Source organism: Trueperaceae bacterium, assembly GCA_036381595.1.
Taxonomy (GTDB): Bacteria; Deinococcota; Deinococci; order Deinococcales; family Trueperaceae; genus DASVCN01.
Genome location: DASVCN010000040.1, coordinates 17,344 through 42,482 on the forward strand (window position 1 = coordinate 17,344; position 25,139 = coordinate 42,482).

Sequence of the window (25,139 nt, forward strand, 5' to 3'; positions counted from 1 at the left end):
GCTACAGGCAGCTCACCATTCCACCGTCCACGATCACCGAACTCCCGGTCATGTAGGAAGCGGCATCTGACAGTAGGAAGGCGGCGACTCTGCCGAACTCCTCGGGCCGACCCAGCCTGCCCAGCGGAATCGCAGCCAGCGACGCTTTCTTGACCTCGTCCAACGGCTTCCCTTCGTTCTCGGCGCGAGCCCTATCGAGCTGCATTATCCGCTCCGTCTCGACCCGGCCGGGTGAGAGGAGGTTGACGCGGATGCCTTCGCCAGCGAGTTCGACCGACAGCGACTTGCAGAGTCCGTGCACCGCGGGCCTGAACACGTTCGACAGCAGCAGGTTGGGTATCGGGCTCTTGACGCTGGATGACCCCAGCGCCAGGATCGAACCGCCGCCCGCCTGACGCATGTGGGGCACGGCCAGGCGGACACTGCGGACGACGCTCTGGAGGGTCAGCTGGTAGGCCCTGTCCCACTCCTCCTCGCCCAGCCTGGCGAAGCCGCCGGGTGGCGGACCGCCGGCGTTGCACACCATGATGTCGAGCCCGCCGAGGGCCGAAACGGCGCTCCCGAACAGTTCCTCGAGGGAGCCCGCGTCGCTCACGTCGGCAGCGTACGAGTGGACCTCGGCCCCGGTGTCGTCGCCGATCTTCCCGGCTGCTGCGGCCGCCCGACCTTCGTCTCGAGAGCAGATCGCCAGTTTGGCGCCCTCTTGGGCGAGGGCTCGGGCAGTTGCGAAACCGAGCCCGCCACTGGCTGCGGTGACGAGCGCCCGCTTCCCTTCCAATCCCAGGTTCACGCGGCCACCGACAGCGACCCGCTCAGGCCGCAATAGTCGATCACGTTGTCGAGTTCGGCCCTGAGCGAGTCGTCGATCTGGGTTCCTGGATGACGGACGAACGCCGAGGCGATCGCTCCGCGCCTCCGGTAGATCTCCTTGCGAAGCGCCAGGCCGATACCCGGCTGGAACTCCCAGCGGAGCAGGGGGCAGGCATCGTAGAAGAGGCGCCTGCACTCCACCCTGTTCCCCTGCACGTAAGCGCGGAAGATCGAGGCAAGCAGCTCGGGGAACGAGAAGCCGGTCATCATGCCGTCGCTGCCGCGCTCGAGCTCCTCGAGGAAGAACATCCCGCCCAACCCGCCCACTATCGAGATGGGGGAGCCAAGCTTCCTGATGGCAGACACCTTCGGCCCCGACGGAAGCTCTTCCAGTTTGATCACCTCGACCTCGGCTACCTCCTGATGCAGGCGGGCCACCAGTTCGGGGGACATCGTTATTCCGGTCGCCGCCGGGTAATCGTGAAGGATCAAGGGTCGCTCGGCGGCGGCGCCAACACGTCGGTAGTACTCGAGTATGACGGCGTCGTTCTGCACCGGAGGTGGGGCGACCAGCAGGCCGGCGGCGCCAAGTTCGATAGCGCGGCGGCTCTTGCGTATCGCCAGCTCGGTGCCGGCGGCCCCGCTGCCGGCGAAGACCGGGATGCGCCCGGCCGCTGCCGCCACCGTCGTTCGGATCACTTGCGCCTGCTCCTCTTCGCCCAGTTTGGGGGCTTCGCCCATCACTCCCAACACCACGACTCCATCGACGCCGAGGCCCACGAGGAAGTCGGTCAGACGTTCGAGGCTGGGGAGGTCCAACTCCCCGTCGTCCCTGAACGGGGTGGGCATTATCGTGTATACGCCTGTGAAGCGGGTCATCCTCTCATGTCCTCTCCTCGAGCAGTTCCAGCTTCGGTCCGCCGCGCGCTCGCTGTGCCGGCGGACGGTTCCCATCACCCGCCCAGACTACCGCGGCGGGGGCCCCCGAAGGGGCCAGGAGCGGCTTGCTGCACGCGATCGAGTACACCCTGGACTACTGTGACGTGGTATTCTCTATGTTCGGACCGTTGGATTCCCCAACCGGTCCGGAAGTGTCGTGCCTTTACGACGTGCACGTAGTCGCCGGGCCTCTGCCCGGTGAAGGAGGACGGATGGCGAAGACCAAGGTGAAGGAGGCGACCGCGACGGAAGCGCCGGCGGTGCCGGCCTGGCTGTCGGCGGAACCGATCGTCGGGCTGGTCCAACACGGTCAGGAGGCTGGATCGCTCGACACCGAGGAGATCAGCGCCGCCTTCAACAAGACCATCGAGGCCGTCGGAGCCGACAGCGAAGAGCTGAACTTCGAAGACCTCATGGAACACCTCGAATCCAAGGGGATCGCCATCTCGGACCTGGCCGAGGACGAAGTCATCGAGGACGACCTCGACGAGGAGCTCGGTGACGACGAGGAGAGCGAAGACATCGACCGGGAGGAGCTCGAGGCGCGGGCCGAGGCGATGGCCGACTCGCGTGTCAAGACGAACGATCCGGTCCGCCAGTACCTCCAGGAGATCGGTCGGGTCAAGCTCCTCACCCTGGAAGAGGAGATCAGCCTCGCCCGCCGCATCGAGGAGGGTGAAGAGGCACGCCGCCGGCTCGACGAGGAGGCCTCTGCCCTGAGCGATCGTGAGCAGCGCCAGCTGCGGCGGATCGTGGAGGATGGCGACCTCGCCAGGCAGCATCTCATCGAGGCGAACCTGAGGCTGGTCGTATCGATCGCCAAGAAGTACAACGGCCGTGGCATGAGCTTCCTCGACCTCATCCAGGAGGGGAACCAGGGTCTCATACGTGCGGTCGAGAAGTTCGAGTACCGCCGCCGCTACAAGTTCTCCACCTACGCGACCTGGTGGATCAGGCAGGCTATCAACCGCGCCATCGCCGACCAGTCGCGCACCATCCGCATCCCTGTGCACATGGTCGAGACGATCAACAAGCTCACCCGCGCTTCCAGGCGTCTGCAGCAGGAGCTCTCCCGCGAACCGACCTACGAGGAGATCGCCGACGCCATGGGGCCCGAGTGGAACGCCGAGAAGGTCGAGGAGGCGTTCAAGCTCACCCGCGAGCCGTTCTCGCTGGAGACACCGATCGGCGACGAGGAGGATTCCTTCTACGGCGACTTCATCCCGGACGAGAACGTCGAGTCGCCGGTCGATCAGGCTTCGAAGATCATCCTCTCGGAGGAACTCGACGAGGCTCTGGGCAAGCTGAACGAGCGTGAAGCGATGGTGCTCAAGCTGCGCAAGGGTCTGGTCGACGGCCGCGAGCACACTCTGGAGGAGGTGGGCAGCCACTTCGGAGTGACCCGCGAGCGGATCCGTCAGATCGAGAACAAGGCGCTGCGCAAGCTCAAGTACCACGAGAGCAGGACCCGCAAGCTGCGCGACTTCCTCGAGTAGTCCCCGCCCGGTGAGCCGCCCCCTTCGGATCGTCTCCGCCCTGCTGCTCCTGGCGGCGCTGGGTTACGCGGTGCTGTCGCTCATCGCCCGGCCCCGTCCTGCGACGCCCTTCCTGGAGTCCCTGGAGAGGCCGATAGTCTTCGCCCACCAGGGCGGTGACGGGCTCTGGCCCTCCAACACCATCTACGCCTTCGAACGTGCCCTGGAACTGGGCGCAGACGTACTCGAGATGGACGTCCACTCCTCCAGTGACGGCACACTGGTCGTGATCCACGACGACACCGTCGACAGGACCACGAACGGCAGCGGTCGGGTCAACTCTCTCACGGTAGAGGAGCTACAGGCGCTCGACGCCGGCTACGACTGGTCTCCAGGGCGGAAGGGCGAAACCTTCCCCTACCGCGGCCTGGGCCTGCAGATCCCCACGCTGGCACAGGTGTTCGATTCGTTCCCGAAGGCGCCGCTCAATCTCGAGATCAAGCAGGTCGAACCCTCCATCGCGGAGCTGCTCTGCGACCGCATCCGCGCCTATGGCCGCGAGGATAGCGTGATGGTGGGCTCCTTCCACGACACGGCGCTGCGTGAGTTCCGCCGGGCCTGCCCCGAGGTCGCCACGTCGGCGGGTCCCGGAGAGGTCCGGCTCCTCTTCGTGCTCAGCAAGCTCTTCCTGGGGGGACTCTACCGGCCCGCTGCCGACGCGCTCCAGGTCCCCGAGACCCAGGGATCGCTGCGGGTGGTGACCCCCGGATTCGTGGAGGCGGCGCACGCCAAGAACGTGCAGGTTCACGTCTGGACTCCCAACGAGACCGAGGAGATGGAGCGGCTGCTGGCATCGGGGGTCGACGGGATTATCAGCGACAGGCCCGACCGGTTGCTGAGGGTCCTCGACCGCGATGTTGCGGTCGAGCTTCCCGCTGGTGTTGCGCGCTAGCGGGCTCTCTCTACTCCGCTGCCTCCGCCGTTTCGAAGCTGTTCTCGATTCCTCGGCCGCCATCCTCCCGCTGCTCCCGCCGATTCTTGAACCAGTTGATCGCCAGGACCAGCAGGATCAAGGTGAAGCCGGCGATCTCGACCCGTAGATCGGGCCAGAAGATCCCCACGGTGCCCGCTGCCGCCAGCAACCGTGAGACCAGGTACATGCGGGTGAAGAGGTAGCCCTCGAGCGTCGCCGCGAACGCCCACAGGGCAGCGAACGAGGTGAGTACGGTCCAGGCGATGACAACGAACGGAACCCCTTCCCACAGAACCAGCTCCTGGTTGTAGACCATGAAGAGCGGGATCAGATAGAGCCCCTTCGCGAACTTCCACGCCTGCATCGCGGTCCGCATCGGGTCCGCGCCTGCGATGCCGGCTCCGGCGTAGGCGGCGAGGGCCACGGGAGGCGTGACGTTGGAATCCTGGGAGTACCAGAACACGACCAGGTGGGCGATGAGGAGCGGTACGCCGAAGTCCTGGGTCAGCGCCGGCGCGACCAGGATCACCAGCACGATGTAGGAGGCGGTAACGGGCAGGCCCATGCCCAGCACCAGCGAGGCGATGATGATCAAGATCAGCGCCAGGAGCAGGTTGCCTTGGGAGAAGGAGATCATCAGCGATGAGAACTTGAGCCCCAGGCCGGTGAGGCCCACGATGCCCACGACTATCCCAGCCGTGGCGCAGGCGAGGCTCACTGGCACCGAGTTGCGTGCTCCGGCCTCGAGCGCGCTCAGCAGTTGGCCCAGGCCGTGCACGCCCAGAGCGAGCAGGCCGCGCGGCGTGCTCGCTGGCGCCTCGGCTGATCGCGCCCCCCTGCTCACCTCCCACGATTCGGTGGTTGCCGGTTCCGACGAGCGCATGAGTAACCGCCCGACCAACCAGCGGAGGACGGCGACGCCGAGGATGGCCAGTACCGCGATGAAGCCGACCCGTTCGGGCGAGATGTTCCTGAACAGGAAGTAGACGAGCACTACCAGCGGGATGAGGTAGTGCCAACCCTGCCGCATGACCGTCCCGGCCTTTGGTAGCTGGTCGGCGGGGATGCCCATCATCCCGCGCTTCGCCGCGATGATGTCGACGAAGAGGTAGACCACCGAGAAGTAGAGGATCGCCGGGATGAAGCTGATCATCACGATGTCGACGTAGGGCGTGCGGGTGAACTCGGCGATGAGGAAGGCGCCGGCGCCCATGATCGGCGGCATTATCTGCCCGCCGGTCGAGGCGGCCGCTTCGACCCCTCCAGCCTCCTCCGGCTTGTACCCCAGCCTCTTCATGAGCGGGATGGTGAAGGCGCCGGTGGTGACGGTGTTCGCGATGGCGCTGCCCGAGATCGAGCCCATGAAGCCCGAGGAGACGACCGCGGCCTTGGCCGGTCCGCCGCGTTGACGGCCGGTGAGCGCGTAGGCGAGGTCTATGAAGAACTGACCGGCGCCGGTCACCTCGAGGACCGCGCCGAAGAGGATGAAGATGTACACGAAGGTGGCGGCGACGCCGAGTGCGATGCCGTAGATGCCCTCCTGGCCCAGGTAGAGCTGCGCGATGATGCGATCGAGCGAGTAGCCGCGGTGACCGAGGATGCCGGGCAGGAAGTCGCCCAGGAACGGAAGGGCGCCCCGGGGTCCCGCCATCGAGTAGAGGATGAACACGAGGCCGATGAGGGGCATCACCAGACCTATGGCGCGGCGCCCTGCCTCCAGCAGAGTGACTATCAGGACGCCGCCTATGATGATGTCGGTGGTGGTCCAGAAGCCGGCTCGCATGATGATGGCGTCGAGGTTGAGGGTGATGTAGAGGCCGGTGAGGAGCGAACCGCCGATGAAGAGGAGGTCGACCAGCCAGCCTACCAGTCGACGCTCCTTGCCCAACGGGAACATCAGGAACGTCAGGATCATGATGAGCATCAGGTGGATCGGGCGCTGGTAGAAGAGGCTCAGCGGCCTGATCCCGGCCGTGTAGAGTTGGAAGAGCGAGAGCAGGATACCCGTCAGCGCTATCAGAACGGTCGCTATCCGCGAGTAGTTGGGCAGTTTCTCTGTCGTCACTCGATAACCTCCACCACCACTCGCTGCCCCGCCGCGCGCTCGCTAAGTGAGTAGGCGATGCCGCCGTGCACCACCCGGTGATCAACCCGCGTGCTCGCTACCCGTAACAGGTAGCGGTTGCCCGGCACCGGCTCGTCGATGTCGCGGATCCAGTAGCCGTGGTCGCCGTCACTCTCGAGCCGGCCACGTCCGGGGATGTGTCCCAGTCCGGCGTCGAAGGTGGGAGTGTGGGTCTGGGTCAGCAGCATCTGGCCGTTCTCGTAGCGGTAATAGTCCTTCACCAAGATACCGGTCACCGAGTGGTTCCATGCGATGTACCAGCTCGGATCGTCTGCCAGTGGGATATCGAGGATCACGTCACCGCTCTGGGTGGTGACCCGCAGATGAGGTACCGCGCCCCCGCTGCCTAGCAGCAGGAGCGCGGTGAACAGAGCCAGGAGAGGGCGCAATGTAAGCCCCCTACCGTTCTCCGGATTCAACGGCTACTGGGGCGGACGGACGTCGTCCGGCACCTCGAGACCCTGATCTTCGTAGTAAGCGACGGCTCCCGGGTGGAGCGGGATGGGCGTCGATTCGATCGAGTTCTGCGGGGTCGTCTGGTTGCCCGAAGGGTGGATGGCGATGATCTCGTCGATGTGCGAGTAGAGCACGTCGAGGAAGTCGTACGCCAACTGATCGTCCATCTCGGCCGATACCACGATGACATTGGGGGTCCCGACGGTGACGACGTCCTCCTCCTGGCCCGGGTAGGTCTCGGCCGGGATGACGGTGCGGGCGAAGGTGGGCTCGGCCTCGAGCGCGTTCTGGATCTCCTCGTCGCTCAGAGAGAGGATCTTGATGTCGCGGGTGGTGGCGAGGTCGAGGATCGATGAGGTGGGTGGGCCCACGCTCCAGAAGCCGGCCTCGATCTGACCGTCGCGCAAAGCGGCCGCGGTCTCGTTGAAGTTGAGGCGGCGCTCGTCGATCTGGTCGTAGGTGATCCCGTTGGCGTTGAGCAATGTCTGTGCCGAGACCTCGGTGCCCGACCCAGGGGCGCCCACCGACACGACCTTGCCCTCGAGATCCGAGATGCTCTCGATACCTGAGTCGGCGAGGGTGACGATGTGGACGGTGTTGGCGTAGGCGACGCCGAGGGAGCGCAGGTTCTCGAGCTGGCGGCCCTCAAGCTGGCCGGTGCCAGTGTAGGCCTGGTAGACGGTGTCGGCGAGGGCGAGCGCGATGTCCGAGTCGCCGCGCGAGATGAGGCCGACGTTCTCCACCGAGGCGCCGGTGACTTCGGCGACAGCCTGGTAGCCATCGAGGTAATCGTTGATCAGCTCTGCGTAGCCGCCGCCTACCGGATAGTAGGTGCCGCCGGTGCCGCCTGTGGCTATCGACAGTTGAGTCTGCGCGAAAGTCGCGCTGATGAACAAAGCGACGAGAGACGCCAGTAATGTTCGTGCCAAACGCATCAGAACCTCCCTTGTGAAGTTTGTCATAGGGAGTATAGCAGTCGTTCATAGCCGTCCCCGGCATGAATTAAGGGAGCCGATACAACGTATGGGCAATTATTTCCGGCTCTCGGTACTTCCGGCCGCTTCCTGCGGCGGGCGTTAGACTCGGGCCCATGCTCGATGGAATCAAGGTCCTCGACCTCTCCCGTGTGCTCGCCGGTCCCTACTGCACGCAGCTGCTGGCAGATCTGGGCGCGACCGTCTGGAAGGTCGAACCGCCCGGAGGCGACGAGACGCGCTCCTGGGGACCGCCGTACGCGCAAGGGGAGAGCGCCTACTACCTCTCGGTCAATCGGAACAAGCAGGGCCTGTCGGTGAACCTGAAGGATCCGAGGGGAGCTGAGTTGGTGGCGCGGCTCGCGGACGCGGCCGATGTGCTGGTCGAGAACCTCAAGACCGGAGACTCCGCCCGCTACGGGCTCGACTATCCCACGATCAGTAGGCGCAATCAGAGGATCGTCTACGCCTCGATAACCGGCTACGGGCAGACTGGGCCGCGGGCTCACGAGCCCGGCTATGACGCGGCCATCCAGGCGGCGAGCGGACTGATGGCGATGACCGGGGAACCGGGCGGTGGCCCGGTGAAGCTAGGCGTGGCGTGGGTCGATGTTCTGGCCGGCGTCCACGCCGCCACCGCCATCACCGCAGCGCTTTTCGAGCGGGGGCGGACCGGCCGCGGCCGTTACCTGGACATCGCGCTGCTGGACGTGGCGATGGCCGCCATGGTCAACCAGGCACAGAGTTCGCTCCTCACCGGCGAGGCGCCTCGGCGGCTTGGCAGCGCTCACCCGAGCATCGTGCCGTATCAGGCGTTCGCTACGGCCGACGGTGAGCTGACCCTGGCAGTCGGTAACGACAGGCAGTTCCGCAGGCTATGCGAACTGATCGGTCAGCCGGAACTCGCCATCGATGAACGGTTCGCTGCCAACAGCGCCCGGGTGGAGAACCGCGACGAGCTCCTGCCCCGTATATCAGCCGCACTTCTCGAACGCCCCCGCGGTGAGTGGCTGGCCGCCTTCGGCCGGGCGGGCATACCTGCTGCCCCCGTGAACTCCCTCCCCGAGGCCCTCTCCGACGTGCAGGTCAGGGCCAGAGGGATGGTCGCCCCGGTGCCCCACCCGCTGGCCGGCGAGATCCCGATGGTGATGAGCCCCTTCGCTCGCGGGGATGCCGACCGGGCAGCGCCGCCGCTGCTGGCCCAGCACAATCGTGAGGTGCTCTCGGCGGAACTCGGCTTGACGGACGCCGAACTCGACGAACTCGAGTCGGCTGGGGTGTTGACGCGATTCGGCCCGGTCCCCTAACGGCTCTCAGGTGCTGCTGGCCGCTCCCAGCTGGTGCGGCAACTGGTTGAGGCGTAGCCAGTACCTCGTCAGCCGTTCGATCATCGCCTGGAACTCCTCATATGAAGCGGGCTTGGAGAGACAGGAGTTGATCCCGGCCGCGTAAGCATTGCCGACCAGCTCGCGGCTCGCGCCCGGATCGAGGGCGACGATGGGCATGCAGCGGGTACGAGGGCATGCCCTCAGTTTGGTGATCAGCTCGATCGGCCCGGGATCGTCCAGCTCCAGGTCGAGGAGGAGCACAGACGGCATGGGCCGCATGCCAGGTTTGCCGGAGTTCTGGAGCACTTCGATGACCTCGCTGCCGGTCCGGCTGTGAGTGACCAGCAGGTGTCCGCCGCCCCCGATCGCCGAGATGATCGAGTGAAGGTCTTCCGGGCGCGGCTCTGCGACTAGTACGTGCTGGGCTCGTCTGAGTGAGGACATCGATCCTCCGGCGGCAGCGGGTGTCGGGGGAACTCGAGCCCGGGGCCGGCCAGGGGCGCGAGTTATGCCGGTAACTACCAGGGTCGGTGAGAGGGCGCAAGAGGCCGTGCGGAGCGGTGGCGCAAGGGGGAGCCGCGCCATTTTGAATGTAGTACTACCATACTCTATCGACCCCTCCTCCGCAAGCATGCGCGGATGAACGTCACCTGAAGTCGCACGCTTAGCCGTGAGGGGAGTCGGCCGCTATCCGCCGGGTGAACCCTAGATAAGTCCGGCTCCCGCCGCCGCCCGGCATAGATAGATCTGTGGTTCCCGGCCGCTGGCCGTCCGATAGCAGTCGCCCACTGCGGCAGCGACGGCAGAGGCGGCTTCCGCGGTTACCAGCGCAACGGCGCAGCCGGCGAACCCGGCACCGGTGAGGCGCGCGCCCAGGCAGCCCGGTTGCGAACGGGCACAGCTGACCATGGCGTCCAACGCCTTGCTCGACACCTCGAAGTCGTCACGCAGGCTGATGTGGCTCTCGTTCATCAGCTCGCCCAGGCGCGATGCGTCGCCCGCCCTCATCGCAGCGGCGGCCGCCAGGGTGCGATCGTTCTCCGCCACTACGTGGCGCACCCTACGTAGCAGCAGGGGAGTGAGCAGGTGCGCTTGGGCCTCGAGGCGTTCTCTGGTGAGTTCTCTGAGGGAGGCGACGCTCAGGCGCCTGGCTGCTTCCTCGCACTGCTCGCGCCGTTCGTTGTAGTCGCTTCCCACGAGGGCCCGCCTCGTCGAGGTGTCTAGAACCAGCACGGCCGAGCCGGACGGCAGCGGCACGGGATCGACGGCGAGCGACCGGCAGTCGATGAGCAGCGCGTGCCCTTCCTGGCCCGCGGCACTCGCCAGCTGATCCATGATCCCGCTCCTGACGCCCAACCACTCGTTCTCTGCCCGCTGGCAGATCCGGGCGATCCGTTCCGGCTCCCACTCGAAGCTCGAAGATACGTGGAACGCCCGAGCCACCGCGAGCTCCAGCGCAGCCGAGGAGGAGAGGCCCGAGCCGCGCGGCACGTTACCGCTGAAGGCGGCTTCGAAGCCTCGGAGCTCGATTCCTGCCCAAGCAAGCGACCAGGCTACCCCCTTGAGGTACTCCGACCAGCCCCTTCCCTTCGTCGGAGCGTCGACCTCGAACTCGGCTTCCTCGCCTACGTCCAAGGCCCGGACCACGACCCGGCCGTCCGTTCGTGGCCGCACGGCCATCCTCACCTCGCGGTCTATCGCCATGGGAAGGACGAAGCCTTCGTTGTAGTCGGTGTGTTCCCCGATCAGGTTGACCCGGCCGGGTGCTCGGACGACCGCCTGGGCAGGGGCGCCGAAGCGCTCCCTGAACGCCGCCGCGACGTCGGCAGGCTCCGCTCCCGTCACGATTCCTCGGACAGCTTACGCAGACGGTCGGCCGCCTGCTCCGGCGTGAGGTCGCGCTGGGCCTCCCCCAGCAGCTCGAAACCGACCATGAATTTCCTGACCGTGGCGCTGCGCAGCAGCGGGGGGTAGAAGTGGGCGTGGAGCTGCCAGTGGGCTGTGTCCCCCATGCCGAAGGGCGCGCCGTGCCAGCCCATGGAGTAGGGGAAGGGCGTCTCGAAGAGGCGGTCGAAGCGGGCGAGGAGGCTGCCGAGTATGGCGGCCAGAGCAGACTGCTGGTCGTCGTCCAAAAGGTCGATGCGGGTTACCGGTTCCAGCGGCAGCAGTAGCGTCTCGAACGGCCATACCGCCCAGTAGGGCACGACCGCCAGCCAGTGCCGGTTCGAAAGCACCACTCGTTCCTGCCTGGCCAGCTCCTCTTCGGCGTATTCGAGCAGCAGCGGCCGCCCCTGTGCGGCCAGATAGGCGCGCTGACGCTCGTCCTCGCGGCCAGCCTCGGTAGGCAGGCTGTCGAGCGCCCAGATCTGACCATGCGGGTGTGGGTTCGATGCGCCCATCTGCTCCCCCCGGTTCTCGAATATCTGAACCCAGCTCCACGACTCCCCGAGCTCGGCCGTCTGGCTGGCCCAGAGCCGAACGACCCGGTGCCGCTCCTCGGGCGACATCCTGGCCAAGGTGAGGTCGTGCCTGGGGGAGAAGCAGATGACGCGGCACTCGCCGCGGACGCCGTCGTCCCTCAGCAGGGTCGAACCGGCAGGGGCCGGCGATGGTGCGTCGGGAAGCAGCGCTGCGAAGTCGTTGCGGAAGACGAAGGTGTGCTCGTACTCGGGATTCCGGACGCCCCCCGCTCGTTCGTTGCCTGGACAGAGGTAGCACTCCGGGTCGTAGGGGGGAAGATCGCGGGGCGAGGTCTTCTCCACTTGGCCCTGCCAGGGACGCTTCATCCGCTGCGGCGAAACGAGCACCCAGTCGCCGGTGAGCGGGTTGAAGCGACGGTGGGGGTGACTGGTGGGGTCGAAGTTCAGGTCCATGGTGGCAGCAGTCTGCTGCCGATGATAACGGCTGCCCGTGCGGCTCGGTCGAGTGCTCGCGGGTGCGCTCCGGCTCAGTCGGCGGGATCGAGCAGCACGTCGAGGACGTCGCCCCGCAACAGTCCCAGGTAAACGCCTTCGACGGAGATCTCCCTGGCGTGGGCCTGCACGACCGGATAGTCGTCGTTGTGGGGCCGAAGGGCGTAGTGGCTGGGGCTGAGTCTGTCGAGGTACTTGAGGGTGACCTCGCTCTCGCTCACGCGCACGGCGCAGATCTCACCGGATCGGTACGGCTCGCGCTTCTCGAAGACGACCACGTCGCCGTCCTGGATGAGGTCGGCCATCGACTCCCCGTGCACCCGCAGGGCGAAGCGCGCCCTGGTGAGGCCGGCCAGCGGCAGGTACGACTCGGCATGGGCGATGGCCTCGCTCAGGGGACCGGCGGGGATGTCGCCGAGGACCGGCACGCCCGTCGCCTGGGCGGGAAGCGTGAGGAGGGGGGACCTTCCGCGCCCACGGCTTTCGAAGTTGATGAAGCCCTTACGGTCGAGCGCTTCCAGGTGCTGCTTGAGCGACACGTAGTGGAGGCCCAGTTCGCGCGCGAAGTCCGAGAGTTCGGGCATCTCTCCGTATCGACGGAAGTGCTCGGTCAGCCTTTCGTAGACCTTCTGCTGCCTGGGCGTGAGCGAGTTCGCGTCGAGAGCGGTCGCATCGAGAGATCTGGCGGAGAAACCTTTCATGTGCTACCTTAAATCGTAAGGTATCGGGGAGGGGGTGTCAACCGTAGGGGACGGGCGATGGCGAGCGGCTCCGCAAGCTTCTGTGAATAATATGAGAAGCCATGTTCTGCACAATACAAACCCTCTAGACAAGGTCGGCTATGTCTGCTATATTATCTGTAGTTGTTTCGACTCTTCCTGCGCTCAGCGCGCAGATTTCCCCGAGCATGTTCACAGATTGCAGGGGGGCACCCGAATCCCACGAGTAGAGAACGAAATAGCCGAAAGGACAGTTCGATGCTGAACACATTCGATACTCTTCGCAGGCCAGAGCACTGCGATGTGCCAGACATTGTGCCGAACGCCCTCGCCCTCCCGACGCGCACGCTCGATCCGGGCGGCACGCTCTACGAATCCGGACGCGAGGCCTCCTCGCTCTACGTCGTCAACTACGGCGTTCTCAAGGCGGTCGTCCCCACCTCGCTGGGCCGCGATCGGATAGCCGACCTCTACGGCCCGGGCGACGTCCTCGGCTTGGCGGCTCTCGACGGCGGACAGCATGCCGAGACCGTGATAGCGGTTCATGACGCCTGCCTCACGCCCATCGATCCCGCCCAGGCGATGAATGACCGCAAGTTGCGCGACTACATCATGCAGTCGATGGCGAGGCAGGTCCGCCGCAGTCGCGAGATGATCGACGAAGCCGAGCTCCCGGTGGGCGCCCGCGTCACCCGTGCTTTCCTGCGCCTCGCCGAGCGCTTCGGCCAGACCGCCGACGACGCCGAAGGGATCAAGCTCCCGCTGGCGCTCACCCACGAAGACCTGGCCGACCTCACAGGCTCCTCGCGCGTCACCATCACCAGGATCCTGGGCGAGCTGCGCAACGAGGGGGCGCTGTCCGGAACCCGCGGCGTCTACGTCGCCGATCCCGAAGGGCTCGAGCAGGCCACCGACCACTACGTGATGCAGGTCCTCTGACCCGGTTCGAAGCTAGCTGACGCCGCCGCCCGCGAGGGCGGCGGTTTTCGTTCCCAACCGGTCGGCTACCGCCGACGTAGCTCGGCGCCACCAGGGGCGGCCGGGCGACGCCTATACTCGAAGGCGATGCTGAGTTTCACCGAGACGGCCAAGGAGCGAGTCCTTCACTTCCTGGAGGTGCAGAAAGGGCAAGGCGTGACCGCCCTGCGCGTCGCCGGGAACCGCGCCGAGCAGAAGCTGTGGCTGGTCAAGCCCGACGACCGCCGCGACGACGACGCGGTCTTCGACGGGGGCGGATTCGAGGTTTTCCTCGACCCGCTGTCCCGGAACAACCTCGAGGGCGCCCGCGTCGACTTCGTCGAGGGTGTGATGCAGAGCGGCTTCCGGGTCTTCTATCCCAGTCCCACCTGGGACGATCCGGTGGCCCAGAAGGTTCAGGATGTGCTCGACCGCCAGATCAATCCGGGCGTTGCGAGCCACGGCGGTACCGTCTCGCTGGAGCGGGTCGAGGAGGGCGTCGCTTACATCTCACTGGGTGGCGGCTGCCAGGGCTGCGGCGCGGCGGATATCACGCTGCGCCAGGGGATCGAGAGGATGATCCTGGAACAGGTGCCCGAGGTAACCAGGGTCGCCGACGTGACCGACCACGCCAGCGGAACCAACCCCTACTACAAGAGGGAAGAAGACGGCGCGGACTCGCCGCTGGCCTGATCCATCCGCTGCACTCGTTGCGCGGCGGCGTCCACCGCCTGCTTGATCAGTTGCGGGAGGCTCTTGCCGGCAAGCGGCTTGTGGACCAGCAGGTCGGCGCCTGCCTCCTGAGCTGCAGCCTCGGTCTCGGCGTCCGCGAGTGAGGTCATGATGATCATCGGCAAGCCGCGGAGGCGCGAGATTCGCTTGACCCGCTTGCACACCTCGATACCGGTCATGAACGGCATGTTCACGTCGAGGATGCTCACCTCAGGGGTGTTCGCCTGGAGGTAGGTCAGGGCCTCGTGACCGTCGGCCACTGCCACCACATCGTAGTTGTGTGCCGAGAGAAGTAGCTCGACCACCTTGCGGTGCCCGTCGCTGTCGTCCGCAACCAGGATCGTGGCCCTGTTGGTGCTCGACTCCGCCATGGCGGCACCTTAGCCGGCGAACCCTTACGAATTTCTGACTCGTTAGGCCGAACGCCCCGATGTGCGTGCCTCACGGCGTTCGGCGGCTGCCAGTCCGACTCCCGGCGGCTGTTGCGCGGCCGCCTGCGGCGGCTTATAGTTGGCAGGTGGTCGAGGCCTCGAGGCGCCCCCCGGTGAGACCGAAGGCAGCAATCCCGATACTCAGCATGCGCGGCATAGTCAAACGCTTCCCGGGCGTGGTGGCGAACGACGACGTGAGCTTCGACGTGCTGCCCGGCGAGGTACACGCGCTCCTGGGCGAGAACGGTGCCGGCAAGACCACGCTCATAAGCATCCTCTACGGATTGCAGCAACCCGACGGGGGTGAGATCCGGCTCGACGGCCAGCCGGTCAGGCTGGGCAGCCCCCGCCAGGCGATGGCCCGGGGTATCGGCCTGGTCGCTCAGCACTTCCACCTCGCCCGCCGGCACACGGTCGCCGAGAACATCGCCATCGGTCTGCCCGGCACCCCGTTCTTCCGCCCCACCGGTCGTCTCGAGCGGCGCATCGAGCAGCTCGGGCGCCACTACGGTCTCGACATCGACCCCACTGCCAGGATCTGGCAGCTCTCCCCGGGTGAACAGCAACGGGTAGAGATCGTGAAAGCGCTTCTGCAGGGCGCCCGGCTACTCATCCTCGACGAGCCAACCAGCGTCCTCACTCCTCAGGAGGCCGACAAGCTGTTCGAGGTGCTCGAGCAGATGACCGCCGAGGGGAAGGGGATCGTCTTCATCAGCCACAAGCTGGGCGAGGTGATGCGGGTCTCGAAGCGGATCACGGTATTGCGCAAGGGCCGGGTGGTAGGCAGGCTCGACACTCGTGAAGCAACGGCGGCCGGGCTCGCCAGCCTGATGGTGGGACAGGTGACCTCGCCACGGGGCAAAGACACTCCTGCCGGAGAGCGCAGCATCGCGCGGCTCGAGGGTGTCTCGGCCCGGAACGAGCGGGGCTTGCCCGCCCTGAGGGGGGTCTCCTTCGACATCAGGGGAGGCGAGATCCTGGGCGTGGCGGGAGTGGCCGGCAACGGTCAGGCTGAACTCGTCGAAGTGGTCTCGGGCCTCCGCCGGCCGGATTCCGGCCGCTTCTCGATACTGGAGCGCGATGTGACCGAGTTGGGCGTGCGTGAGCTGCTGGAAAGCGGAGTAGCGCTCATCCCCGAGGACCGGAACCGGATGGGAACGGTGCCCGCGATGTCGGTGGCCGAGAACCTGGTGTTGCGCCAGTACCGGCGTGCTCCCTACGCGCGCAAGGGCCTAATCGACTGGGACGCCGTCTCGGGCTTCGCAAGGGAGTCTATCTCCCGTTACCAGATCGCCACCCCGAACCACTCCACTCGCGCCCGGCTCCTGTCGGGCGGGAACGTCCAGAAGCTGATACTCGCCCGAGAACTGGCGGGTGAGCCCCGGCTGGTGGTCGCCGCTCATCCCACCTACGGCCTCGACGTCGGAGCCACGGCGCTCACCCACGACCTGCTGCTGAGGCAGCGCGAGCGGGGCGCCGGAGTCTTGCTGGTTTCCGAAGATCTGGATGAGCTGTTGCAACTGGCCGACCGGATCCTGGTGCTCTCACAAGGGGAGGTCGCCGGGATCGTCGATGCCCGTGAGGCGGACCGCGAGGGGTTGGGCCTCCTCATGACCCGGGGCCAGGAGCGATCGGTCGCGTGAAGCGGGAGGAAAGCCTAGCTTGCTAGGAGTTCGCTTCGAGCGACGGCCCGATCCGTCGCCGCTGCTCGTGTTCGCCGTCTCGCTTGCCGCCATCCTCGCGGCCCTGCTGGTTACGGGCGTCCTCTTCGCTCTTCAAGGGGTCGATCCGGTGGCCGGCTTCGCCACCATCCTCCAGCGGACGATCCTCGACCCGCGAGGCTCGAGCGAGGTAGTGCGCAAGTCGATCCCGCTGCTGTTGGCCGGGGTAGGGATCGTACTCGCTCTGCGGGCGCGCTTCTGGAATATCGGTGCCGAGGGGCAGATCCTGGCGGGAGCCGTCGCCGCTTCCGGCGTGGCTCTCTTCCTGCCGGTGCCGCCGGCACTGATGGTGCCGACGATGTTCCTCGCCGGGTTCATCGCGGGCGCCGCCTGGGGGTTCCTGCCGGCGATCCTCAAGGTGCGCCTAGGCGTCAACGAGATAATCACGACGCTGATGCTCAACTACGTTGCCCTCTACATCGTCCGCTGGCTCATCAACGGACCGTGGCGGGGCGACAGCGTCACCGGCTTCTCCTACAGCGACCGCTTCCCCGAGTACGCCTGGCTGCCCACGATCGGCACGACTCGACTCCATTGGCCGACCCTCCTGATCGGCCTGGTTCTGGCGCTACTGCTCGCCTTCGTACTCTTCCGCACCCGGCTCGGGTTCGAGATCAGGATGATGGGCGAGAGCCCTGAGGCGGCTCGGTACGCCGGCGTCGACTTCTTCTGGACCACCATCGCCCTGGTCTGCGTGGCGGCCGGAGCAGCCGGGATCGCCGGCGTCGGAGAGGTGGCGGGCATCCACCAGCGTCTGCTCGAGCCCACCAGCATCTCGCTCGGCTACGGCTATACCGCGATAATCGTCGCGCTGCTGGCGCGCGGCAATCCGCTCGCTACGATCGTGACAGCTCTGTTCATGGGCCTCGTATTCGCCTCCGGCGACATCATGAAGGTCTCGCTGCGACTCCCTTCGCAGATGCCCAGCGTCATCAACGGCCTGGTCCTGCTCTTCCTGGTCTGCTCCGAACCGCTCCTGCGTTACCGCCTGGTGAGGCGCGGGGGAGGGCCGAAACGCAGGGTGGCGAAGGCGAACTGATGGAGATCGAGCTCCTTACCGGAACTACCGCGCGCGCCCTCGCCTTCAGCACTCCACTGATCTGGGCGGCGATGGGGGAGATATTCGCGGAGCGGTCGGGGGTAGTGAACCTGGGCGTAGAGGGGATGATGATCCTGGGAGCGGTCACCGGGTTCATCGCCGCCCAGAGCAGCGGCGATCCGTGGCTCGGACTCTTGGCCGCTGCCATGACGGGTGGAGTTGTCGGACTCTTCCACGCCTTCGCCGCCGTTACGCTGCGCGCGAACCAGTACGTTTCGGGTCTGGCGATAACGATCTTCGGCTTGGGGCTATCGGGACTGCTGGGCCGCAAGTGGGTCGGCAGGCCGCTGTTCGATTCGATGGAGCCGTTCGACCTGCCCCTGCTGTCCGACATCCCGATCATCGGTCCCGCCCTCTTCACCGACCAGCACGCCTTGGCCTATCTCGCCTTGCTGGTCTCTGTGCTCCTCTGGTTCGTCCTCCATCACACCCGAGCCGGGCTGGTGATAAGGACCGTGGGCGAGTCGCCGGCTGCCGCCGACACGGCCGGCCGCAGCGTTACGCTCACCCGCTACCTGAGCGTCGGCTTCGGGGGCGTGATGGCGGGGATAGGGGGCGCCTACCTGTCCCTCGCCTACCGGCCGTCGTGGGGCGAGGGGATGACCAACGGCATGGGCTGGATCGCGCTGGCGCTGGCCATCTTCGCGCTCTGGGACCCGCTCCGAGCGGTGGGCGCCGGGCTGCTCTTCGGCGCCTTCTTCACCCTCTCCTTCCGACTCCAGGACCGCTTCCCGCCCGAACTGCTGACCCTTCTGCCCTACGTGTTCACTATCCTCGCGCTCATCCTCACCGCCCTGGGCAGGGGGAAGCGAGCGTTCGGCGCTCCAGAAGCCCTGGGCCAGGCGTACAGCCGGGGGGAACGGTGAACGGCCGGCCGCCACGACGCGCGGGCGGCCTCCTTCGTTCGACGTCACGCCGCGAACGCGGCTCTGACGATGTTAATGCGGATCCGAGAGTCCGCAACTCGTTCGCGGACGCTGCGTCCGCACCTAGCAGTCGGTGCGGACCGTCGGTCCGACCGTGGAGGTACGGCATGTCGAGGTGGTTACCCGTCCTGGTCCTGTTCATCGGAGTGGCGTTCGCACAGAACGACTCGCTCAAGGTGGCGTTCATCTACGTCGGGCCGGTAGGCGATTACGGCTTCTCCTACGCTCACGACCTGGGGCGCCAGGCGCTCGAGGAGGCGGTGCCCGAGGTCGAGACGGTCTACGTCGAGTCGGTGCCGGAGGCCGAGGTCGAACCGTTCATCGACCAGCTCGTTGCCGACGGCGCCGACGTGGTCATCGCAACCTCGTTCGGCTACGGCGACGGTGTGCTGGCGGCCGCTCGCCGTTACCCGGACGTGATCTTCGGTCATGCCACCGGGGTCAAGCGGGCTCCCAACGTCATGACCTTCATGGCCGACATCTACCAGGTCTACTATCTCAACGGTCTCATCGCCGGCGCGCTCAGCGACTCGGATCGCATCGGCTACGTCGGGGCCTTCCCCATCCCCGAGGTGAAGCGCCACATCAACGCCTTCGCCATCGGCGCCAAGGAGGCGAACCCGGAAGCTGTGGTCGAAGTACGCTGGCTCTACTCCTGGTTCGACCCGGCCGGCGCCAAGGAGGCGACCGAGGCGCTGATGGCCGAAGGCGCAGACGTCTTCGGCTTCACCGAGGATACCCCCACCGTAATCCAGACCGCCGCAGAGGAAGGTTACCCCTCGTTCTCCCACTACGCCTCGATGCTGGAGTTCTCTCCCGATACAGTCGCTTCGGGCCAGCTGGTGCACTGGGAGACCATCCTGATCGACTTCATCGAGGGCGTACTGGCGGGCGAGTACACGACCGGGAACCTCCAGGACCTCGACTACTTCTGGCTGCTTGCCGAAGGAGCCGTAGAGCTGGGCGCCGAGCCCGGGATGCCCATCAACCCTGTCTACGAGGAGGAGTTGCGGGCTTACACGATCGAGCATCCCGAGTTCGGGCAGATAAGCGCGTGGGACCTCGTGTTCGAGCGTCTCGAGCAGATGTCTTCCTCGCCGGTCGAGTTCGACCCGTTCCAGGGGCCAACGCTCGACCGCAACGGCAACGTGGTCTACGAAGAGGGCGAGATGCCAACCGTCCCGGAGTTGCTCTCCATCCAGTGGGCGGCGGAGAACGTCGTGGGTCCGTGGGAGGGCGAGCCCTGATCGACCGCTGAGGAAACTCCGGCAGGAGGCCGGTCGCCGGACACAGGGCGACCGGCCTCCTCGCTACGAGGACCGATCGGACCATGAGCTGTCGACACCTTCCGCCTACTCGCGCAGGGAGGACCTATCGGCTCGTGCCGCCTACTCGCGCAGCGAGGTTCGCCTCCCCGTTGCCGGTTCCAGCCTGCCGCTGCGCTCCTCTGGCTCTTCGTACAGGTACGGGTTGACGTACTCGTACCCGCCCCTCGCGCGTCCCAGCCTCCACTGGCGCCCGCTGTTCTCGCGTCTGCGGTTGGAGACCGCCCGCGCGGCCAGAAGGCCGACTCCCAGGACCAGTGCTGCCGTTGCCGGGCGGCTCCAGGGGCTCAAGGTCCAGGTGGAGTAGAGGCTCCACCGCCTGCCTCTGGATTCAGGGCCCGCGGCGACGCTGTGGCCCGCGTCAATCGGCCGGCTCAGGTTGTCGGCCGCTCCGGAAGACTTGGGGACGCGAGTGCGCTGGCCACGGAAGCCGGCCATGGTGAGGAACCCGTCGACCACGCCGGGTACGATCCCTTCGAGGGCCGCAAGGAGGCGCCCGCCGCCACCGACTACGAGTCGTCGGGTGGGATGCTCGGCGGCCCAAACGATGGCGCGGGCGACCAGCCTCGCATCGTAGACCGGCGGCATCCCCTTGGGGCGAACGCCGATCCGGGTGCGCGCGTGTTCGAAGAGTGGCGTGTCGATGGAGGACGGGAGGATCTCGGTGATCTGCACGGGCACCCGTTCGCGCTTCAACTCCACCCGCAACGCTTCGATCATCCCGTCCACCCCGTGCTTGGCGGCGGCGTAAGCGCTCTGGTAGGGGAGAGCGCGAACCGCTTCGATCGAGGAAACGCTGATGAAGGCGCCGCGCCCGTTCCTTCGCAGGTGGGGCAGGGCGGCCAGGGCGCCATTCGCCTGACCCAGAAGGTTCGTTCTGACCACCTGCTCGAACTCCGACGGTCTGGTCGCTTCGAACCGCGCGTAGAGCGACACCGCGGCGAGGTGGACCCAGGTGTCGAGCCGCCCGTACCGCTCGACCGCCTTCTCGGCGACGTCGCGCATCTGCTCGGGATCGGTGACATCGCCCGGGATCACCGTGACTTCACCGAAACCCCGAATCGCCTCGGCCAACGAGTCGAGTCCCTCCTCGCCCCTGGCCGAGACCACCACCTTCGCTCCGCGCGACGCGAACTCGATCGCCGTTTCCCGTCCGATGCCGCTCGAGGCGCCCATCACGACTACGACTTGATCCTCCACCGGACGTAGCCTCATCGCATCCCCCTTCGTCCGGGCGCTTCGTCCGCCCGGTCCCGCATGTCGCGATGGTAGCCAGGCACGACGGCGTCCCTAGAGTGGTACGGCCACAGTCGCGCTCCCCACTGCCCGGCGCTTCGGCCTGCTCGGCAGGGCGACGGGCTCCCCCGCGGTATCCTCCCCTCGTGCCGGTGAAACTCTTCCGTGCTCAGCTGTTCCATACGCCCCGGAACCCGTTCGAAGCAGAGGACGCCCTCGAGGTCCTCTCGGACGGCTGCGTCGCCGTAGCTGGCGGAGTGGTCGAGGCGGTGGGTGACTTCGTAGCGGTGAGCGGCCGCTACCCCGATGCCGAGACCGTGGACGGCCGGGGCGGGATGCTCGTTCCCGGTTTCGTAGACACGCACGTGCACTATCCGCAGCTCCCCGTGATGGGCGCGATGGGATTGCACCTCCTCGACTGGCTGGAGCAGCGGACATTGCCCGAGGAGGCTCGCTTCGCCAGCGAACCGTATGCCCGGGAACGGGCCCGTGCCTTCCTCGCGGCACTAGCGCGCAACGGCACCACCAGCGCGCTCGTTTTCGGCGCGCACTTCGCTGGCGCCATGCAGGTCTTCTTCGAGGAAGCCGAGGCATCCAAGCTCAGGATCACCTCCGGCCTGGTCGTCAGCGACAGAGAGCTAAGGGCCGACATGCACACCGATCCGGAGACGGCCTACCAGCAGAGTCGCGAGCTGGCTCTGCGCTGGCACGGCCGCGGCCGGCTGCGCTACGCGATCACCCCACGCTTCTCGCTCTCTTGCAGCGACGATCTGCTGGCTGCCTGCGGCATCCTGGCCCGCGAGCTGCCCGACCTGTTCGTCACCTCCCACCTCAACGAGACCATCGAGGAGATCAGGGCGGTCGCCGAACACTTCCCGCGGGCGCTCGACTACCTCGCGACCTACGAGCGGCACGATCTGGTCCACGGTCGCTCGCTCTTCGCCCACAACGTCCATCCAACCGAGAGTGAGCTGGAGCGGCTAGCTGCTGCCGGTTCCAAGGTATGCCACTGCCCTTCGAGCAACGCCTTCATAGGCAGTGGTCTCTTTCCGATGCGAGGTCACCTCGAGAAGGGCGTGGAGTTCGCCTTGGGCACCGACGTGGGCGCCGGGACCGGGCCGAGCCTGCTGCGCGAGGGCCTGGCGGCGTACAACGCTCAGATGATGCACGAGCGGGGGGTCACGTTGGGACCGGAGCATCTCCTCTACCTGGCGACGGCGGGGGGCGCGAGGGCGCTCGACCTGCCCCAGGTCGGGTGGTTCGCGCCGGGCATGGAGTTCGATGCGGTCCTGCTCCGGCCGCCCGCCGGTGGCACGCTGGTTGAGGTGTTGCGCCACGTGCCGTCGGCGCACGCAGCCCTGGCGGCGACCTTCACCCTCGGCGGCGAGGACTGCGTGAACCAGGTCTACGTGGCGGGACAGGCGCTCCTCGGCGACTGACGCTCCCGGGCGAGCGCAGGCCCTCGGTGTGAGGGATAGACTTGAGCGCATGCTCGTTCACGTCGTTGCCGACTACGGCCAGGGCGACCTGGCATTCGCGGAGGTAGCCCAGCGCCTGCTCCTGCAACTGCCGAAGGCGCAACTCGTCTACACGGCAGTCCCGCCCTTCGCCACCCTGGCCGCCGGATTCTGCGTCGCCCAACTCGCTCTCAACGAAAGCCCCTCGCAGATGGCGGTTTTCCAGAACGTCGCGCCGCGAGGCGACGACCGAAGCGCCCGCCGCGACAACGACGGCGAGAGGCTCGTCTGCGCCCGCCTCGCGGACGGCAAGCTGGTGGTCGGCCCCAACTCCGGCTTCGCTTTCTCCTTCGTCCGGGAGGCGGCCAGCGAACTCCACTTCGTGAAGGTCTCGTCCGGAGGGTCGCAGTTCCGGTCCCGTGACATCTTCGCCTGGGCGTTCGGTCGGATCGTCGCCGGCGACCGCACCCTGCTCGGCGACCCGGTGCCCGACGCCGCCGTGCCACCGGTCCCCAGGGATTCGATCGCTTACGTCGACGGCTACGGGAATCTCAAGACCACCCTCGGGCATGCCGGCCTTCAGCCCGGCGAAACCGTGCCGGTCCGGATCGGCGAGGTCGAACGGACCGCCCTGGTCGCCGGAGGCGGCTTCGACGTCCCGGATGGCGAGCTCGCCTTCGCCCCCGGCTCGAGCGGTTGGCCTCTGCCCGATGGAAGCTCTGTCAGGTTCCGCGAACTCTTCCTGCGCGGAGGCAACGCCTGGGCGGCCTTCGGTCGACCACCGGTCGGAAGCAGGATCGCCTTGGGCGTCGTGTCCAGCTAACGCTCAGGCACAACCCTTGTCCGGCAGGGTGAAGTAGAAGGTGGCGCCTTGGCCCACGGCGCCCTTGGCCCAGATCCGACCCTGGTGCCGGTGCACGATCCGCTGCGCGGTCGCCAGCCCCACCCCGCGCCCCTCGAACTGCTTGGGGCTGTGAAGGCGCTGGAACGGGACGAAGAGCTTATCGGCATAACGCTCGTCGAAGCCGGCGCCGTTGTCGCTCACGTAGTAGACTCTCTCGCTCCCCTGCAGGTCGCAACCGACTCTCACCGAAGCGTCCGAGCGGTCCCGAGTGAACTTCCAGGCGTTGTCGAGGAGCGTCCTCAGGAGGATGCGCAACAGCGACTCGTCGGCGCACACCTCCAGACCCTCCTCGACCTCGACCGTCACTTCGCGGTCCTGCAGTTCCTGCCTGATCGCGCTCACCGTCTCGCGGGCGATCCCGCTCAGGCTCACCCTCCGCTCGTTCAGGCCGCCCCGCGTCATGCGGGAGAGGGTCAGCAGGGCATCGAGCAGCTGTCCCATGCGGGTAGCGCTGGCACGGACCCGCTCGAGGTAGCCGCGCGCCTCCTCGGGAATCGTCTCCCCGTACTCCTCTTCCAGTAGGCTCGAGAAACCGTCTATGCCTCGTAGTGGCGCCCTCAGGTCGTGGCTGACGCTGTAGTTGAAGGCGTCCAGCTCCTCGTTCAGCGCCGAGAGTTCGGCGGTGCGCCGCTCGATGCGTTGCTCGAGGGTGAGGTTCAGCTTCCGCACCTCCTCCTCGGCCCGCTTGCGAGCGGTTATGTCGCTGACGATCCCCACCGCATAGAGCGGTTGGCCCTCTCCGTCGCGGATGCACGATACCGTCAGGCTGGCCCATATCACGGTGCCGTCCTTGCGGCGGTAGCGCTTCTCGAGGTCGAACTGGTCTCGTTCGCCCGCGTAGAGCTCCCCCAGCAGTCGGAGATCCTCGGCGAGGTCGTCCGGGTGCGTGACCTGCTTGAGATTTAGTGCGAGGACCTCCTCGCGGTCGTAGCCCAACATGGTGCAGAAGCGGTCGTTGACCTCGAGCCATTCGCCATCGGGCCCGGCCCGCACGATCCCCACCGCGGCGTTCTCGAACACCGCCCGATACTTCCGGTCGCTCTCCTGCTGGGCTTCTTCGAGTCGGCGCTGCTCGGTGATGTCCAGTCCGTAGGCGAAGAACCCCGACACGGTTCCACCGACGAGGTGAGGGGTGTAGATCGTGTTGACGAAGCGCAGCCCTAAGCGAGGAAGTTTCACCCACTGGCGATAGGAGGCCGTTTCTCCGCGCAGAGCCTCGGTCACATGGGGGGCGATAGACGAATACAGCTCCTCGCCCAGGACATCACGCACGTGCCGACCGAGCATCTCTTCGGGCCTGAACCCGAGCAGATCCGCGTAGCGCTGATTGACGTAGCGATAGCAGACCAGATCGTCGATGTAGGCGACGAACATGGGGGCATGGCGGAGGAACAACTCGGGCGCGATCTCAGGCGCCGACTGAAGGTGGTCGTTCAAATGCACTCCTGCCCGACAGGTTGGGTACCAGGGACTTCGAAGTTCCGCATGGTGCTGATGTCGATTATTGCAGGTCGGCCGGACCTTCCGGTGTGGCGTAAGGCCGGGTCCGGCCTTCGATTAACTGAACGGTCGTTAATGCCCTCCTCAGCCTCGACCAGCGCGCGACGGATAATCTCGGGATGTGGCGGCCCTGTCCCTCC

23 protein-coding genes are annotated in these 25,139 nt (G+C 66.6%); 11 read left to right on the top strand and 12 right to left on the bottom strand.

All coding sequences use genetic code 11. From position 1 onward, the window contains the following. Position 1 precedes the first annotated feature (1 nt). Together VF168_13500 and VF168_13505 are read right to left on the bottom strand one after the other, a co-directional pair. The gene (locus VF168_13500; GenBank protein HEX7005194.1) at positions 2-790 is read right to left on the bottom strand and encodes an SDR family oxidoreductase; all 789 of its coding nucleotides are present in this window, start codon (positions 788-790) and stop codon (positions 2-4) included. Next, positions 787-1,689: a dihydrodipicolinate synthase family protein gene (locus VF168_13505; protein HEX7005195.1), complete on the bottom strand. Its 903-nt coding sequence runs from the start codon at positions 1,687-1,689 to the stop codon at positions 787-789. Before VF168_13505 ends, VF168_13500 begins: the two co-directional genes overlap by 4 nt. Before the next feature lie 272 nt (positions 1,690-1,961). On the opposite strand from VF168_13505, the gene rpoD reads away from it, so the two are divergent. Both rpoD and VF168_13515 read left to right on the top strand, forming a co-directional pair. Next, on the top strand, positions 1,962-3,245 hold the full coding sequence (gene rpoD / locus VF168_13510) for an RNA polymerase sigma factor RpoD (protein ID HEX7005196.1): 1,284 nt from the start codon (positions 1,962-1,964) through the stop codon (positions 3,243-3,245). Between the two features lie 10 nt (positions 3,246-3,255). After that, positions 3,256-4,176 (top strand): glycerophosphodiester phosphodiesterase, encoded by a 921-nt coding sequence (locus VF168_13515; GenBank protein HEX7005197.1) that lies wholly within the window; start codon positions 3,256-3,258, stop codon positions 4,174-4,176. Between the two features lie 10 nt (positions 4,177-4,186). On the opposite strand, the gene VF168_13520 is transcribed toward VF168_13515, so the two are convergent. The 3 genes from VF168_13520 to VF168_13530 are packed head-to-tail and all read right to left on the bottom strand — an operon-like array spanning position 4,187 to position 7,713. After that, the gene (locus VF168_13520; GenBank protein HEX7005198.1) at positions 4,187-6,262 is read right to left on the bottom strand and encodes a TRAP transporter permease; all 2,076 of its coding nucleotides are present in this window, start codon (positions 6,260-6,262) and stop codon (positions 4,187-4,189) included. Beyond that, on the bottom strand, positions 6,259-6,711 hold the full coding sequence (locus tag VF168_13525; GenBank protein HEX7005199.1) for a DUF1850 domain-containing protein: 453 nt from the start codon (positions 6,709-6,711) through the stop codon (positions 6,259-6,261). Before VF168_13525 ends, VF168_13520 begins: the two co-directional genes overlap by 4 nt. Positions 6,712-6,744: 33 nt before the next feature. Further along, a complete protein-coding gene (locus VF168_13530) occupies positions 6,745-7,713 on the bottom strand; it encodes a TAXI family TRAP transporter solute-binding subunit (protein ID HEX7005200.1) in 969 nt (322 codons plus the stop codon). 155 nt (positions 7,714-7,868) lie between these two features. Here VF168_13530 and VF168_13535 point away from each other — a divergent pair, with 155 nt between their 5' ends. Continuing rightward, positions 7,869-9,059, top strand: coding sequence for a CoA transferase (locus VF168_13535; GenBank protein HEX7005201.1), 1,191 nt, complete (start codon positions 7,869-7,871; stop codon positions 9,057-9,059). A gap of 6 nt (positions 9,060-9,065) precedes the next feature. Here VF168_13535 and VF168_13540 read toward each other — a convergent pair whose 3' ends face one another. The 4 genes from VF168_13540 to VF168_13555 all read right to left on the bottom strand — a co-directional run bounded on the left by VF168_13540 (position 9,066) and on the right by VF168_13555 (position 12,693). Then, positions 9,066-9,524 carry a hypothetical protein gene (locus tag VF168_13540; protein ID HEX7005202.1) on the bottom strand — a complete coding sequence of 153 codons (459 nt, stop codon included), beginning with the start codon at positions 9,522-9,524 and terminating at the stop codon, positions 9,066-9,068. Positions 9,525-9,785: 261 nt separating this feature from the next. Then, positions 9,786-10,925 (bottom strand): galactokinase, encoded by a 1,140-nt coding sequence (gene galK, locus VF168_13545; protein HEX7005203.1) that lies wholly within the window; start codon positions 10,923-10,925, stop codon positions 9,786-9,788. Further along, positions 10,922-11,953, bottom strand: a complete 1,032-nt coding sequence (locus tag VF168_13550) for a UDP-glucose--hexose-1-phosphate uridylyltransferase (GenBank protein ID HEX7005204.1) — start codon at positions 11,951-11,953, stop codon at positions 10,922-10,924. The genes galK and VF168_13550 overlap by 4 nt, the downstream gene beginning before the upstream one ends. Before the next feature lie 74 nt (positions 11,954-12,027). Continuing rightward, positions 12,028-12,693, bottom strand: coding sequence for a S24 family peptidase (locus VF168_13555; protein ID HEX7005205.1), 666 nt, complete (start codon positions 12,691-12,693; stop codon positions 12,028-12,030). A 321-nt stretch (positions 12,694-13,014) separates the two neighbouring features. Here VF168_13555 and VF168_13560 point away from each other — a divergent pair, with 321 nt between their 5' ends. Continuing rightward, the gene (locus tag VF168_13560; GenBank protein HEX7005206.1) at positions 13,015-13,650 is read left to right on the top strand and encodes a Crp/Fnr family transcriptional regulator; all 636 of its coding nucleotides are present in this window, start codon (positions 13,015-13,017) and stop codon (positions 13,648-13,650) included. A 126-nt stretch (positions 13,651-13,776) separates the two neighbouring features. Next, positions 13,777-14,361, top strand: coding sequence for a NifU family protein (locus VF168_13565; protein ID HEX7005207.1), 585 nt, complete (start codon positions 13,777-13,779; stop codon positions 14,359-14,361). Here the strand turns inward: VF168_13565 and VF168_13570 are convergent. Beyond that, entirely contained in the window at positions 14,319-14,771 is a 453-nt protein-coding gene (locus tag VF168_13570) for a response regulator (GenBank protein HEX7005208.1), read from the bottom strand. The two genes, VF168_13565 and VF168_13570, sit on opposite strands and share 43 nt — an antisense overlap. A gap of 146 nt (positions 14,772-14,917) precedes the next feature. Between VF168_13570 and VF168_13575 the strand changes: the two genes are divergently transcribed. From VF168_13575 to VF168_13590, 4 genes are all read left to right on the top strand, one after another. Next, complete coding sequence (locus VF168_13575; protein HEX7005209.1) at positions 14,918-16,474, top strand: ABC transporter ATP-binding protein; 1,557 nt, start codon at positions 14,918-14,920, stop codon at positions 16,472-16,474. A 19-nt stretch (positions 16,475-16,493) separates the two neighbouring features. Then, positions 16,494-17,591, top strand: coding sequence for an ABC transporter permease (locus VF168_13580; protein HEX7005210.1), 1,098 nt, complete (start codon positions 16,494-16,496; stop codon positions 17,589-17,591). Continuing rightward, complete coding sequence (locus VF168_13585; GenBank protein HEX7005211.1) at positions 17,591-18,517, top strand: ABC transporter permease; 927 nt, start codon at positions 17,591-17,593, stop codon at positions 18,515-18,517. Before VF168_13580 ends, VF168_13585 begins: the two co-directional genes overlap by 1 nt. Before the next feature lie 167 nt (positions 18,518-18,684). After that, complete coding sequence (locus tag VF168_13590) at positions 18,685-19,824, top strand: BMP family ABC transporter substrate-binding protein (protein ID HEX7005212.1); 1,140 nt, start codon at positions 18,685-18,687, stop codon at positions 19,822-19,824. 141 nt (positions 19,825-19,965) lie between these two features. Here the strand turns inward: VF168_13590 and VF168_13595 are convergent, their stop codons facing one another. Further along, positions 19,966-21,117: an SDR family oxidoreductase gene (locus VF168_13595; GenBank protein HEX7005213.1), complete on the bottom strand. Its 1,152-nt coding sequence runs from the start codon at positions 21,115-21,117 to the stop codon at positions 19,966-19,968. Between the two features lie 167 nt (positions 21,118-21,284). On the opposite strand from VF168_13595, the gene guaD reads away from it, so the two are divergent. After that, on the top strand, positions 21,285-22,577 hold the full coding sequence (gene guaD, locus VF168_13600; GenBank protein ID HEX7005214.1) for a guanine deaminase: 1,293 nt from the start codon (positions 21,285-21,287) through the stop codon (positions 22,575-22,577). A 49-nt stretch (positions 22,578-22,626) separates the two neighbouring features. Next, a complete protein-coding gene (locus tag VF168_13605; protein ID HEX7005215.1) occupies positions 22,627-23,418 on the top strand; it encodes a hypothetical protein in 792 nt (263 codons plus the stop codon). 3 nt (positions 23,419-23,421) lie between these two features. Here the strand turns inward: VF168_13605 and VF168_13610 are convergent, their stop codons facing one another. Continuing rightward, entirely contained in the window at positions 23,422-24,936 is a 1,515-nt protein-coding gene (locus VF168_13610) for a PAS domain S-box protein (protein ID HEX7005216.1), read from the bottom strand. Positions 24,937-25,139: the final 203 nt, after the last annotated feature.